General features: G+C 63.9%; 10 protein-coding genes. 7 read left to right on the plus strand and 3 right to left on the minus strand.

Going from position 1 to position 13,024, the window contains the following annotated elements; translation table 11 throughout:
• The coding region (locus J4D52_RS19475) for a GMC family oxidoreductase (RefSeq protein WP_207272150.1) at positions 1-1,406 on the minus strand (1,406 nt) is incomplete at its 3' end.
• Positions 1,407-1,539: 133 nt separating this feature from the next.
• Positions 1,540-2,481: a LysR family transcriptional regulator gene (locus J4D52_RS19480; protein WP_102677489.1), complete on the minus strand. Its 942-nt coding sequence runs from the start codon at positions 2,479-2,481 to the stop codon at positions 1,540-1,542.
• A 463-nt stretch (positions 2,482-2,944) separates the two neighbouring features.
• On the opposite strand from J4D52_RS19480, the gene J4D52_RS19485 reads away from it, so the two are divergent.
• From J4D52_RS19485 to fabV, 4 genes are all read left to right on the plus strand, one after another.
• Positions 2,945-5,485, plus strand: coding sequence for an EAL domain-containing protein (locus J4D52_RS19485; RefSeq protein ID WP_256581554.1), 2,541 nt, complete (start codon positions 2,945-2,947; stop codon positions 5,483-5,485).
• A 416-nt stretch (positions 5,486-5,901) separates the two neighbouring features.
• The gene (locus J4D52_RS19490; protein ID WP_102677488.1) at positions 5,902-7,455 is read left to right on the plus strand and encodes an amino acid permease; all 1,554 of its coding nucleotides are present in this window, start codon (positions 5,902-5,904) and stop codon (positions 7,453-7,455) included.
• Positions 7,455-8,744 carry an FAD-binding oxidoreductase gene (locus J4D52_RS19495; protein WP_102677487.1) on the plus strand — a complete coding sequence of 430 codons (1,290 nt, stop codon included), beginning with the start codon at positions 7,455-7,457 and terminating at the stop codon, positions 8,742-8,744. Before J4D52_RS19490 ends, J4D52_RS19495 begins: the two co-directional genes overlap by 1 nt.
• Positions 8,745-8,953: 209 nt before the next feature.
• Entirely contained in the window at positions 8,954-10,150 is a 1,197-nt protein-coding gene (gene fabV, locus J4D52_RS19500; RefSeq protein WP_025809251.1) for an enoyl-ACP reductase FabV, read from the plus strand.
• A gap of 58 nt (positions 10,151-10,208) precedes the next feature.
• Here the strand turns inward: fabV and J4D52_RS19505 are convergent, their stop codons facing one another.
• Positions 10,209-10,649, minus strand: a complete 441-nt coding sequence (locus J4D52_RS19505) for a hotdog fold domain-containing protein (RefSeq protein ID WP_025809250.1) — start codon at positions 10,647-10,649, stop codon at positions 10,209-10,211.
• A gap of 152 nt (positions 10,650-10,801) precedes the next feature.
• On the opposite strand from J4D52_RS19505, the gene J4D52_RS19510 reads away from it, so the two are divergent.
• The 3 genes from J4D52_RS19510 to J4D52_RS19520 all read left to right on the plus strand — a co-directional run bounded on the left by J4D52_RS19510 (position 10,802) and on the right by J4D52_RS19520 (position 12,981).
• A complete protein-coding gene (locus J4D52_RS19510; protein WP_009048658.1) occupies positions 10,802-11,422 on the plus strand; it encodes a TetR/AcrR family transcriptional regulator in 621 nt (206 codons plus the stop codon).
• A 37-nt stretch (positions 11,423-11,459) separates the two neighbouring features.
• A complete protein-coding gene (nudK, locus tag J4D52_RS19515; protein ID WP_102677486.1) occupies positions 11,460-12,392 on the plus strand; it encodes a GDP-mannose pyrophosphatase NudK in 933 nt (310 codons plus the stop codon).
• 202 nt (positions 12,393-12,594) lie between these two features.
• Entirely contained in the window at positions 12,595-12,981 is a 387-nt protein-coding gene (locus J4D52_RS19520; RefSeq protein ID WP_063430239.1) for an EF-hand domain-containing protein, read from the plus strand.
• The last annotated feature ends 43 nt before the right edge of the window (positions 12,982-13,024 follow it).

Here is a 13,024-nt window from a genome sequence, read left to right on the forward strand (position 1 = left end):
GCCTGGACGCCCGGGTTCAGTTCCGAGTGGATCAGGTCCTTCAGCGGCGCGGTCTGGCCGATCTTGCGCGCCAGTTTCACCCCTTCCAGCAGGCGGGCGCGGTCCTCGGCCTGGGCCAGGAAGTTGAGGTCGATCAGCGGCGCCTGGGCCGGGTCGCGGCTGGCCAGTTTCAGGCTGCCCACCGACAGCGGGCGGGTCAGGGCCACGGCGAGGACAAAACCGACCTTGGTCGGGCTCTGGTCGTGGGGGAACAGGTGGGTGGCGGTGATGTGCAGGTCGAGGTCGCCATTTTTCGCCGTGGAACTGTGGGTCCAGAGCTTGGCGCCGATGGCCGGGGACTGCTTGCCGATCAGCTCGGGGCGGGCGGCATAGGCGTTGTAGTAGAAGGGGTGATCCTTGAGCCGCTGGCCGACGGGCAGGGCGGCGACCAGGGGGATCGACAGCGACGCCAGGTGGTCGCGCGGGCCGATGCCGGAGCGCAGCAGAATGGCCGCGCTGCCGTAGGTGCCGGCGGACAGTATGACTTCGCCCGCATGGATGACTTCGCCGCTGGCCAGACGCACGCCGGTGGCGCGGCGGCCGTCGAACAGCACCTTGTCCACCAGCACGTCGCCGCGGATCTGCAGGTTGCCGCGGGCCCGCACGGCATTGTCGAGGTAGGCGATGCCGGTGTTGACCCGCACGCCGTCGACGATGTTCATCGGGTAGGGACCGACACCGTTGGCGTCGGGGCCGTCGAAGTCCTCGACTGCGCGGTAGCCGTTGGCGATGGTCGCTTCGACGAAGGCCCGCTGCATGGGGCTGATGTCATTGCGGGTCAGCTGGTGCACCGGCAGGGGGCCGTCGTGACCATGCAGCTCGGCGCTGCCGGTGTTGCGTTTTTCCAGTTTCTTGAACGACGGCAGCAGTTCTTCATAGGACCAGCCGGGCAGGTTCCAGTTGACCAGGTCCTGCTTGCGCGCGCGGATCGCCACCGCGCCGTTGACCGCCGAGCTGCCGCCCAGCACCTTGCCGCGAATCGCGTGGATCGGATGGCCGATATAGCCCGGCAGGGTCTGGTAGCCCCAGTCGCTGCTGGCATCGCCGCCGACGCTGTCGCTGCTGGCGATCATTTTCGGGTAGTCGCGGGTGCCGTAGACGTGGCCGGCTTCGAGCAGCAGCACGTGGCGCTCGCTGCGTTCGCTCAGGCGCCGGGCCATGACCGCGCCGGCCGAACCGCCGCCGATGATCAGGACGTCGACCGGGTTGCCGGCGCTGCCGTCGCGCTTGCCGTTGGCGCCCTGCGGTGCTGCCGCGAAAGCGGGGCCGGCGCCCAGCATGGAGCCGATGGCCAGGGTCGCCGAGCCGGCGACTGTCTGGGCCAGCAGTTTGCGGCGCGAAGGGTTTTCTGGTTGGTGGTGACTCATCGCTCATCTCCCATAGCAGGCGAATGCCTGTCAGATGGAAGATGAGGCTAAGGTGCGCTCGGGTTGAGCGACAGCCACTCTAAAGTGAACCGCTGGTTCAGTATTACTTGACCAGGCGGCGGGCCCCGCGCAGTCAGGCGGTGGAGCCGCGCGCCAGCAGCCCGCGAGCGATCAAAGCCGCGTCCCAGGGCGCCGGGCGACCGATTTCCTCGCCGAGAAATTGAATCAGCGCCTGGACCTTGGGCGGGGTTTTCAGGGTCTTGAGGTACACCGCCGAGATGTGCCCGCCGGACGGCGCATAGTCGTCCAGCACCGACACCAGCCGGCCGTCGAGCAGGGCGTCGGCCGCCAGGAAGGTTGGCAGAATCGCCAGTCCCAGGCCGGCCAGCGCGCCTTCGAGCAACTGATGCCCGGAGTCGGTGCGCATCCGCACGCGGACCCGGAACGAGTGCTGCGCGCCGTCCAGCGGCAGGCTCCACATGCCGTTGGGTTCGCGGTTGTAGTAGATCAGCCCGTCGTGCTGCTGCAGGTCACCGGGGTGTTCGGGAGTGCCCTGGCGCGCCAGGTAGTCGGGGCTGGCGCAGATCAGGTGGCGGTTCTCGGTCAGCGGCCGTGCCACCAGGCAGGAATCGTTGAGGGTGCCCAGGCGGATGGCGACGTCGAAATGGCCATCCTGCAGGTTGGCCACCTTGTCCTGGGCTTCCATGTCGACGCACAGTTGCGGGTATTGCAGGGCGAAGCGCGCCAGCAACGGCGCCAGGTAGCGCGGGGTGAAGGCCATCGGCGCCGCCAGGCGCAGGGTGCCGCCGAGGCTGGCCTGGCGGTCCTGCACCGACTCTTCGGCGCGCGCCAGGTCCCGCAGGATACGCGTGCAATCGGCGTAGAACAGCTGGCCGGCCTCGGTCAGCTTCAGCGGCCGGCCACGGGTCAGCAACACCACACCCAGGCGCTTCTCCAGCTGTTGCATGCGTTGGCTGACCAGCGACTTGGTGGTCCCCAGGCGGCGCCCGGCTTCGGAAAAACTGGCCGCCTCGACGACGGCGACGAAGGTGCTCATGTCCGAGAATTTATTCACCGCCACTCCTGTTGCCCTGGGTTGAAGAACCTGAAAAGAACCACGCAGGTTCGCGTGGTGCTCAGGGGCGCCATGAGAAGCCAAGCGCATCGGACAACGCAAGTGGCGAAATGGCCAGAGACGAAATTGCCAGCCAGGGCAACAGGCAGGGGCGGCTGTTGCCGATGGGCCAGCGCCCGAATTACCCGATGTTGCCGAGGTTTGGCGAGGTTCGTACGGTTTTCCGTGGGCCTGTCACTTCGCGGCTATTCTCTAATTTCAGGTCGATGGCCTAGAAGATCCATGTCCATGCCTATGGCCTGATGTCCTGCTCGCCCGGGTAAAGCGCGTTTCTCAGTGTCGCTGAGCCGTGTCGGGTGTTGCTTCGAGGACCGGCCCCCTCCAGTTCGAGGGCTCTTGATGGCGCTTCACCGTGATCAGGGACGATGACCGTGATGGCATGCATGCAGTGGCGGCAATGGATATGAGCGTCGGGTCAACGACCGGAGAAGAGGCGGCGGACTTTTTCGCGCAGACCCTGGAACAGGCCAACGATGCGGTGGTGATCATCGACGATCGCAACCAGGTGGTGTTCTTCAACGCGGCGGCCGAGCGCTTCTGGGGCTGTCAACGGCACGAGGTGCTGGGCGGCGAGGTCGGCACGCTGGTGCCGATCCCCATCCGCTCACGGAACGACGGCGAGACCGGGGTCAACAAGATCATCGGCACCAGCCGCGATGTGTGCATTACACGCCAGGATGGCGAAGAACGCTGGGGCGCGATGGCGATCTCGAAAATCACCCTGCAGGGGCGCATGCTCTATGCCGCCTTTTTCAAAGACGTGACCCAGACGCGGCTGAAGGATATCGAGCAGCGCTTGCTGTCGATGTCGGTCAACGCCAGCAGCTCGGCCACCTGCATCGTCGACGCTGACGGCCGGCTGATCTACATCAACGACGGGCTGGTGCGCTTGCTCGGGTATTCCCGCGAGGAATTGCTGGAGCGCTCGCCACAGATATTCTTCGTCGCCGATACCCCGGGGGAGGCCCAGGCCGACGAGCTGCACCTGGAGAGCATCCTCAGTGGCCAGCCCCATGAAGCCTGCGGCCTGGTCAGCAAGCGCAACGGCCAGCGGCTGTGGGTGCATGTCTGCTCGGCGCCGGTGTTCGACGCCAAGGGGCGGATCGGCAACATCGTCATAGTGTTCACCGACATCACCCGTTCCAGGCTGCCCGAAGTGCTGCAGGACAAGGTCATCGGCGCCCTGTTGCAAGAGCAGCCCCTGGAGAACGTGTTGACCCTGCTGTGCCAGGAAATCGAGCGCCTGGCGCCGGAGGTCATTGTCTCGATACTCAGCGTGGACCCGCAGGGGCTGCTGCATCACTTGGCCAGCCCCAGCCTGCCGGCCGATTACTCCAGGGCCATGGAGGGGCTGCCGATCGGGCCCACCGCCGGCTCCTGCGGCACCGCGGCCTTTCGCGGCGAGCCGGTGCTGGTCACCGATATCGACACCGATCCGCTGTGGGCCGATTACCGCTGGCTGGCGCAGCAGGCAGGAGTGCGGGCCTGTTGGTCGATGCCAGTGCGCAACAGTGGCGGCAGGGTCTGCGCGACCTTTGCCCTGTATTTCCGGGAGAGCCGCAAGCCCGATACCACCCATGCCCACCTGATCATGACCGGAACCCACCTGTGCATGCTGGCCCTGGAGCGCGAGGAGGCGCGCCAGTCGATCCGCCACATGGCTTGCTCCGATGCCCTGACCGGCTTGCCCAACCGCAGCTCCCTGCTGGCCGAGGCCAACCGCAGCATCGCCGAGGTCGCCCTGGAGCAGGGCGAGCTGGCGGTGCTGTATGTCGACCTGGACCGCTTCAAGCAAGTCAACGATGCCCTGGGGCATGCCTCGGGTGATGAGCTGCTGCAGGTCATGGCGCAACGGCTGCGCAGCGTGCTGCGCGAGTCGGACATCGTCGGGCGGCTGTCGAGCGACGAGTTCGTGCTGGTGCTGCCCCGGATGAACGCCACCCGGGTCACGGCCTTTCTCGAACGCCTGATGCTGACCCTGGGCGCCCCGGCCGATATTGCCGGGACCGCCATGGTTCCTTCGGCGAGCGTTGGCGTCAGCCTGTACCCCAGCGACGGCCAGGATATGGAAAGCCTGCTGCATTGCGCCGATATCGCCATGTACCAGGCCAAGCGTACCGAGCGCGGCGGTTTCAGGTTCTTCCTCGAGGAGATGGACCAGCTCGCCCAGCAGCGCCTGCAGCTGGAGACGGCGCTGCGCCAGGCTCTGACCAGCGACGGCCTGCACCTGGTCTATCAACCGCAGATCGACTTGCACACCAACGGCCTGGTCGGGGTCGAGGCGCTGGCGCGCTGGGAGCATCCGAGCCTGGGCAATGTCCCGCCCGCGCAATTCATCGCGCTGGCCGAGGAGTGCGGGTTGATCAACTACCTCAGCCAGTGGGTGCTGTGCGAGGCCTGCGAGCAACTGGCGCGCTGGCGTCAATCGGGAATCCGGGTGCCGTCCATCTCGGTCAACCTGTCGCCGATCAACTTCAATAACCTCAACCTGGCGGCCCTGATCGCCCGCCAGTTGCAGCGCTGCGGCCTGCAGCCGGCGGACCTGTGCGTGGAGGTGACGGAGGGGGTGTTCCTGTGCAGCAGCCCGACCACCGAGCAGACCCTGCAGGACCTGCATACCCTGGGCGTGCGCCTGGCCATCGATGACTTTGGCGCGGGCTATTCCAGCCTGGGCTATCTGCGGCGCTTGCCGATCAGCGAGCTGAAGCTGGACCAGAGCTTCGTCGAGGAACTGGAGCACGACGCCACCTGCCGAGCCTTGAGCGAGGCGGTCATCGGCATCGGCAAGGGCCTGTCCCTGCGGGTGGTCGCCGAGGGCATCGAACACGCCGCGCAGCGCGACATTCTTCAAGCGCGGGGCTATGACGTGGGGCAGGGCCAGCTGTTTTCCTCGCCCATGCCGGCCCGGGCGTTCGGGCAGTGGTTTGTTGGTTGGCACAGTTAGATGGTGAGGCAATTTGGGCCTGAAGCTCCATCAAAGACCAAGGCCTGCCGGGCGTCAGGAACGGGCTTGGCTATTTGAAGAGTATTTTCTTTAAATCAAGTTATTAGCCTGTAGGAAACTTCTATTTTTTTTCGTGGAAAACCAACTAATCCTGACAGGCTTTTAGTTATGGTCTGTGGGCGGATAGCACTTTGCTAGTGTGCCGATTTTTTAAAACTTGTAACCGCTGGCGTATTCCCTAAGCGACTGATGTGATGCTGGAAAATCATTTGTCAGCGGTATTTTTGTGGGCTTTAGTGGGGAAGGAAAACAATCCAGGGACACTGCCATACCGCGTGAGTTAACTCATCGGTGGCTTAAATATAATAAAAAGGTGATCCATGACAGACTCCACAAAAGTGCCGGGTGCGTGCGACATGGCCGGCGATTTTCACAGCGAGAAAACCACTGGCGGACTGAAACGAACCCTGACGCCCCGGCACCTGAGCATGATCGCCATTGGCGGCAGCATCGGCACCGGGCTGTTCGTCGCCTCGGGCTCGACCATTGCCCAGTCCGGGCCGGGCGGAGCGCTGCTGGCCTTTGTGGTCATTGGCGCCATGGTGTTCTTTCTGATGACCAGCCTCGGTGAACTGGCGTCCTGCATGCCGGTCACCGGTTCGTTTTCAACTTATGCTTCGAAGTATGTCGATGAAAGTTTCGGCTTCGCCCTGGGCTGGAACTACTGGTATGCCTGGGCGGTGACCATTGCTGTGGATCTGGTGGCCGCGCAGATCATCATGGCTTATTGGTTTCCGGATGTGCCGGGGTATATCTGGAGTGCGGGTTTTTTATTGATCATCACCGCACTCAATATGGCCTCGGTGCGCCTGTTCGGTGAGTCCGAATATTGGTTCGCCCTGATTAAAGTCATCACTATCCTGCTGTTTATCACGGTGGGCATTCTGATGCTGTTCGGCATTCTCAGCGGCGGCGAAAATGCCGGCCCCAGGCTCTGGTTGATTGGCGATGCGCCTATTGTCGGCGGCCTGGGGGCCTTGGTCGGGGTGGCGATGATCGTGGGGTTTTCGTTCCAGGGCACCGAGTTCGTCGGTATCGCCGCCGGTGAAACCCGGGACCCCGGGAAAAACGTACCGCGCGCGGTGCGGCAGATCTTCTGGCGGATCCTGCTGTTCTACGTGCTGACCATCCTGATCATCGGCCTGTTGATTCCCTACAACGACCCCAGCCTGTTGAGGAATGGGGTGTCGGATATCCGCGTCAGCCCCTTTACCCTGATCTTCGAACGGGCCGACATGCTCGGCGCGGCCGCGGTGATGAACGCGGTGATCCTGACCTCGGTGCTGTCCGCCGGGAACTCCGGCATGTATGCCTCCTCGCGGATGCTCTACAGCCTGGCCCTGGAAGGCAAGGCGCCGGCGATCTTCGCCCGTTTGAGCCAGTCCGGCACCCCGCGGTGGGCGTTGCTGGCCACCGCCACGGTGGCGGCCCTGTGCTTCTTGACCTTCATTTTCAGCCCGGGGCAGATCTATAACTGGTTGCTCAACACCTCAGGCATGCTCGGTTTTATCGCCTGGCTGGGCATCGCGGTCAGCCACTACCGGTTTCGCCGCGGCTATGTGCGCCAGGGCAACGACCTGGGCAATCTGCCCTATGTGTCGCGGTTCTTTCCGTTCGGGCCGATTTTCGCCTTTGTCCTGTGCCTGTTTGTCACCCTGGGGCAGAACTATCAAGCCTTGCTCGGCGACTCGATCGATTGGGCCGGGATGACCGCCACCTATATTAGTCTGGTGCTGTTCCTGGTGATCTGGCTGGCGCACAAAGTCATCAGTGGCTCCAGGTTCGTCCGGTTCGATGACATGAGCTTTTCAATGATTCGCAGCAAGTCCGAATGTGATCTGCCAGCGGAATCGGCGATGAATGAGAATCTGGGTCTTCCTGTGCGAATGACCCAGGTCGGAGCCAAGTGATGAGTCAGGATTTTCTCGAAAGCTATTACGAAGCCACGGTTGAAAAGACCGCCTATCCGGCGCTCGGCGGTCGGGTGGAGACCCGGGTGTGCATTCTGGGCGGCGGGCTGGCCGGGCTTTCCACGGCCCTGGGTTTGGCCGAACGCGGTGTCAAGGACGTGGTGGTCCTCGAATCCCACACCGTCGGGCACGGCGCCTCGGGGCGCAACGGCGGTTTTGTGTTCGGCGGCTACTGCCTGGGCAATGCCGATCTGCTCAAGACCCTGGGCCGCGAGGAAGCGCGGCGGCTCTACCGGCTGACCATCGATGCGGTCGAGCTGATTCGCCAGCGCGTCCGGCAATACGGCATCCAGTGCGACCTGACCGACAGGGGCGTGCTGCTGGCCAACTGGTTCAACGACCCGGCGCGCCTGGAAAAGCCCCGGCAGTTGATGAAGGAGGTCTACGGCGTCGACTGGCAGTACGTGTCCCCAGGCGAGTTGCGGGAAAGGCTCAAGACCGAGCGCTACTTTGGCGCCTTGTTCGAGAGCAATGCCTTTCACTTTCACCCGCTCAAGTATGTGTATGGCGTGGCCGCGGCTGTCGCCGGCTACGGCATCGATATCCACGAACACTCCGCGGCCCTGGCGATCGAGCGGCAGGGCGGCAAGTACCTGGTCAAGACCGCGGGCGGCGAAGTGCTGGCCGAGCAGGTGGTGTTCGCCGCGGGTGGTTATGCCCGCGGGCTGTACCGCCCGGTGGAGCGGGCGACGCTGCCGATTGCCACCTATGTGGTGGCGACCGAGCCCCTGGGTGAAGCCCTGAAGGAGTCGATCAACTGCGAGTCGGCCATATACGACACCCGCTTTGCCTTTGACTACTACCGCCCGCTGGCGGACAGCCGGATTCTCTGGGGCGGGCGCATTTCCATCCTCAACCGTGGCCCGCAGGCGATCGCTGGCCTGCTGAAAGCCGACCTGGTCACGGTCTACCCGCAACTGGCCGACGTCGAGATTGAGTATTCCTGGGGCGGGCTGATGAGCTACGGCCGCCAGCAGATGGCGCAGATCGGCCAGGACGCCAACGGCGTGTGGCATGCCGTGGGGTTTGGCGGTCACGGCATGGCCCCGACCACGGTGGCGGGGGAGGTGCTGGCGGATGCCATCGCCAAGGCCGTCCCCATTCCCCAGGGGTTCGGCAAGTTCGGCCTGGTGCCCACCTTTGGCCTGGCCGGCCTGGTCGCGGCGCAGGCAACCTACACCGCCTATCAGGCCCTGGACGCCTACGATGCCCACCGCTTGAACAAATGACCGCCGCTTTTCCCAGGCTGTACAGGCCATGGGGCAATCTCAGCGTTTTCTGGCCCAAACCCCGGAATGAACTTATGCTGGCGGGCAAATCTGCACTCATTGAAAGCCCAAGGCGTGACGCGAGGACGTTCCGAGCGTCTACGACTTGAACAAGTGACGCTGCTGCAGCCCGTATTGGCTCTTGGCATATTGAAATTGGGAGATTGTGTATGGTCATCAAACCCCGCGTTCGCGGCTTTATCTGTGTGACGACCCACCCGGTCGGTTGCGAAGCCAACGTCAAGCAACAGATCGACTACGTCACCGAACAAGGCACCATCGACGCTGGGCCAAAGAATGTACTGGTGCTCGGCGCTTCCACCGGCTACGGCCTGGCCGCACGTATCACCGCCGCCTTCGGTTGCGGCGCCAACACCCTGGGTGTGTTCTTCGAGCGCGGCAGCGTTGACGGCAAGCTCGGCACCGCCGGCTGGTACAACACCGCGGCTTTCCACAAGTTCGCCGAAGAAAAAGGCCTGTACGCCAAGAGCATCAACGGCGACGCCTTCTCCGACGAAGTGAAGCGCCAGACCATCGAAACCATCAAGCGCGACCTGGGCAAGATCGACCTGGTGGTCTACAGCCTGGCCGCTCCGCGTCGTACCCACCCGAAAACCGGCGAAGTCCTGAGCTCGACCCTCAAGCCGCTGGGCAAGTCGGTGACCCTGCGCGGTGTCGACACCGACAAGGAAATCGTTAAAGAGACCACCCTGCAGCCAGCCACCCAGGAAGAAATCGACGGCACCGTAGCCGTGATGGGCGGCGAAGACTGGCAGATGTGGATCGACGCGCTGCACGAAGCCGGCGTACTGGCCGAAGGCGCGAAAACCACCGCCTTCACCTACCTGGGCGAGAAGCTGACCCACGACATCTACTGGAACGGTTCCATCGGCGAAGCCAAGAAGGACCTGGACCAGAAAGTCATCGGCATCCGCAAGGAACTGTCGGAGCTGGGCGGCGACGCGCGGGTATCGGTGCTCAAGGCCGTGGTGACCCAGGCCAGCTCGGCAATCCCGATCATGCCGCTGTACCTGTCGCTGCTGTTCAAGGTCATGAAAGAGCAGGGCAGTCACGAAGGTTGCATCGAGCAGGTCTACGGTCTGTACAAGGACAGCCTGTACAACCCGAACCCGATCATCGACCAGGAAGGCCGCCTGCGTGCCGACTACAAGGAACTGGAACCCGCCATCCAGGACCGCGTGAAGCAGCTGTGGGATGAAGTCACCAGCGAAAACCTCTACCAGCTGACCGACTTCACCGGCTACAAGCAGGAATTCCTGCGCCTGTTCGGCTTCGAGATCGACGGCGTCGACTACGAAGCCGATGTCGATCCGGACGTGAAGATCGCCAACCTGATCCAGGTGTAAGCGAGCTTACTGCGTCATCGCCAACGCCCCTCTCATGAGGGGCGTTGTCGTTTCTGCGTCAGGCGGTTTTCACGTTCATGGTGATGCGCGCGCTGAAGACCTTGAGGTCTTCCTCATCGTAGATTTCCACCGCGACAATCTTGTCGCCGCTGCTGCTCCAGTCCACCGCGCCGCCATCGGCCACCGCGCGCACCGAAGTCTTGGCCTTGGCCAGGTATTCCACGGTCATGCCCTTGGGAATCCAGCGCGCGCCGGCCGGGATCGACACGTCGGTCATCACCCCGGCCGCCAGTTCGGCGGCGTTGCACAGGGCGATGGCGTGCACCGTGCCCAGGTGGTTGGTGATTTCCTTGCGAAACGGCACCTGCACCACCGAACGTCCCGCGCTCAGCTCGGCGATCAACGGATTGATGGTGCTGAAGTAGGGGGCCATCTGGCAGGCCATCTGACTGAATTTTTCCGGGCCGGCGGCGCTGAACATGTTGAGAACCTGACTCATGGGGATGCCTCGTATCGGGATTGTTTTCAGGGTTTACAGAATAATATTCTGTAAAAGAACAATATTCGGCTTTCGCGAAATATGTCAAGCTGGCGCCACCACTCACTGAGGCGTGCGCGCCTTGTTCCCTGGACCTTGGTTTGTGATGGGCAATGGACACGATCGATCTGCTTGAACGCTGCTACCCCGGCCGCAGGGCCGAACTCAAACGCGACATCCTCCGCCGAGCCCTGGCGTGCTTTAACGAACAGGGCATCGAAGCCACCACCATTGAAATGATCCGCGCGGCCTGCGATACCAGCGTCGGTGCGATCTATCACCACTTCGGCAACAAGGAAGGGCTGGTGGCCGCGCTGTTTTTCGCCGCGCTGGACGACCAGGCCGGCCTGCGCGAGCGCTACATGAGCGACGCCCAGACCCTGGAGCAGGGTGTGCAGGCGCTGGTGCACAGCTATGTGGATTGGGTCGACGCCCAGCCCGAGTGGGCGCGGTTCCAGTTCCAGGCGCGGTATGCGGTCGCCAAGGGCCCGTTCGCCGAAGAGCTGGCCAGCCGCAACAAGGCGCGCAACCGCCAGTTGCGCGAATGGCTGACGGCCCACACCCGGGCCGACGAATTACCACGGATACCGGCCGAGTTGCTGCCGTCGCTGATCGTCGGGCAGGCGGAAAACTACTGCCGCGCCTGGTTGTCCGGTCGGGTCCAGAGCAGCCCGAGCACCTATCGCCAGGAACTGGCCGAGGCCGCCTGGCGCTCGATCGGCGCCCATCAGTGACGCGTTGAACGACACCGAATTGCCAAGGGGGAAGACCATGCAAACCGCACCCGTGCGCATCACCGCCGAGGAGATGCTCTCTGACAACTGGTACCTGCTGAAGAAATACAGCTTCGACCTGCAACGCCGCGACGGCAGCTGGCAGGCGCAGACCCGCGAGGTCTACGACCGCGGCAATGGCGCGACCATCCTGCTGTACAACCGCGAGCGGCGCACGGTGCTGCTGATCCGCCAGTTCCGCATGCCGACCTACGTCAACGACCACAGCGGCTACCTGATCGAGACCGCCGCCGGCCTGCTGGACAATGCCAGCCCGGAAGAGCGGATCCGCCTGGAAGCCGAAGAGGAAACCGGCTACCGCGTCGGTGCGGTGCAGAAGGTCTATGAAGCCTTCATGAGCCCTGGCTCGGTCACCGAGCGCCTGCACTTTTTCATCGGCGAGTATTCCCCCGACGACCGCATCGGCGACGGTGGCGGCCTGGAGGAAGAGGGTGAGGACATCGAGGTGCTGGAGCTGGGTTACCAGCAGGCGCTGGACATGGTGCGCAGTGGCGAGATCGTCGACGGCAAGACCATCATGCTCCTGCAATACCTGGAACTGCGCTTGATGCCGTCGCGCCGCCTGACGATCCTGGTGGCCGCGCCCCGGTATTCGGCGACCGACGATGCAGCGGCGCTGGCGCGGCAGGTCGCCAGCCTGGACGACTGTGCCGCGCGGCTGTTCGAGGCCGGGTACAGCCCCGTATTCGGCCAGTGGCTGGGGCTGGCGGCGGAGGATTCGAGCGCTGCCGGCGAGCCAGGCGCCCGGTTCCAGGAGCGTGCGCGGCATCAGTTGCAGCGTTGCGACGCGCTGCTGCGCATCGGCGGTGCCTGCGCCAGCGCCGATGCCCTGATCGCGATGGGCGAGGGCCTGGGCCTGCCGGTCTACCGCTCGTTGCAGGACATCCCGCAGTGCAATCCGGCCAGTTGAACCCGCGTTCAACTGGCCGGCTGGTCGACGGCCTTGTATCGGAGTGTGTATCGGCCCGGGGCTGATACACCTGCTTGTCCTGGCGCCGGTTGCGCACACAACCCGGATACACCCCGAGGATTAACTACGTCCACTCGCCAGCACCGAGCTCCTCGGTGTCGATGGCGGGAATACTTAGTCAATCCATCGAAGGGGTATCAGCATGTTCAAACTCTCCAATGTTTCCAACGTCGCGCTCGGCCTGGCACTGGTCGGCGGCCTGGGCCTGTCCACCGCCGCTTCGGCGCTGAGCATGACTGCACTGTCCCAGGGCTACACCCTGGCCGCGGCGGACGGGGTCAAGACCTCGGCCGAAGGCAAGTGCGGCGAAGACAAGTTCGCCAAGACCGACACTAACCATGACGGCAAGGTGTCCCGCGAGGAGTTCATCGCCGCCGCCCCCGAGCGCGCCGCCGAGTTCGACAAGATCGACGCCAACCACGATGGCGCCATCAGCCTGAGCGAAGCCAAGCAGTACCTGGCGGCCAAGGCCGGCTCGGCCGAAGGCAAATGTGGCGAAGGCAAGTGCGGTGCGGCGATCGAGTCCTGATCGGCGGTGGCGGGGAGCACTCAGGTGCTCCCCGATTTTTTCC

The organism is Pseudomonas sp. GW460-12-10-14-TSB1 (genome assembly GCF_017349775.1).
Taxonomy (GTDB): Bacteria; Pseudomonadota; Gammaproteobacteria; order Pseudomonadales; family Pseudomonadaceae; genus Aquipseudomonas; species Aquipseudomonas piscium.

What these genes read in the sequence shown, in the direction of transcription:
- J4D52_RS19520 (WP_063430239.1), top strand. Translation starts at nt 12,595, where the DNA reads ATGTTCAAACTCTCCAATGTTTCCAACGTCGCGCTCGGCCTGGCACTG.
- J4D52_RS19505 (WP_025809250.1), bottom strand. Translation starts at nt 10,649, where the DNA reads ATGAGTCAGGTTCTCAACATGTTCAGCGCCGCCGGCCCGGAAAAATTC.
- J4D52_RS19485 (WP_256581554.1), top strand. Translation starts at nt 2,945, where the DNA reads ATGAGCGTCGGGTCAACGACCGGAGAAGAGGCGGCGGACTTTTTCGCG.
- J4D52_RS19510 (WP_009048658.1), top strand. Translation starts at nt 10,802, where the DNA reads ATGGACACGATCGATCTGCTTGAACGCTGCTACCCCGGCCGCAGGGCC.
- nudK (WP_102677486.1), top strand. Translation starts at nt 11,460, where the DNA reads ATGCAAACCGCACCCGTGCGCATCACCGCCGAGGAGATGCTCTCTGAC.
- J4D52_RS19495 (WP_102677487.1), top strand. Translation starts at nt 7,455, where the DNA reads ATGAGTCAGGATTTTCTCGAAAGCTATTACGAAGCCACGGTTGAAAAG.
- J4D52_RS19490 (WP_102677488.1), top strand. Translation starts at nt 5,902, where the DNA reads ATGGCCGGCGATTTTCACAGCGAGAAAACCACTGGCGGACTGAAACGA.
- fabV (WP_025809251.1), top strand. Translation starts at nt 8,954, where the DNA reads ATGGTCATCAAACCCCGCGTTCGCGGCTTTATCTGTGTGACGACCCAC.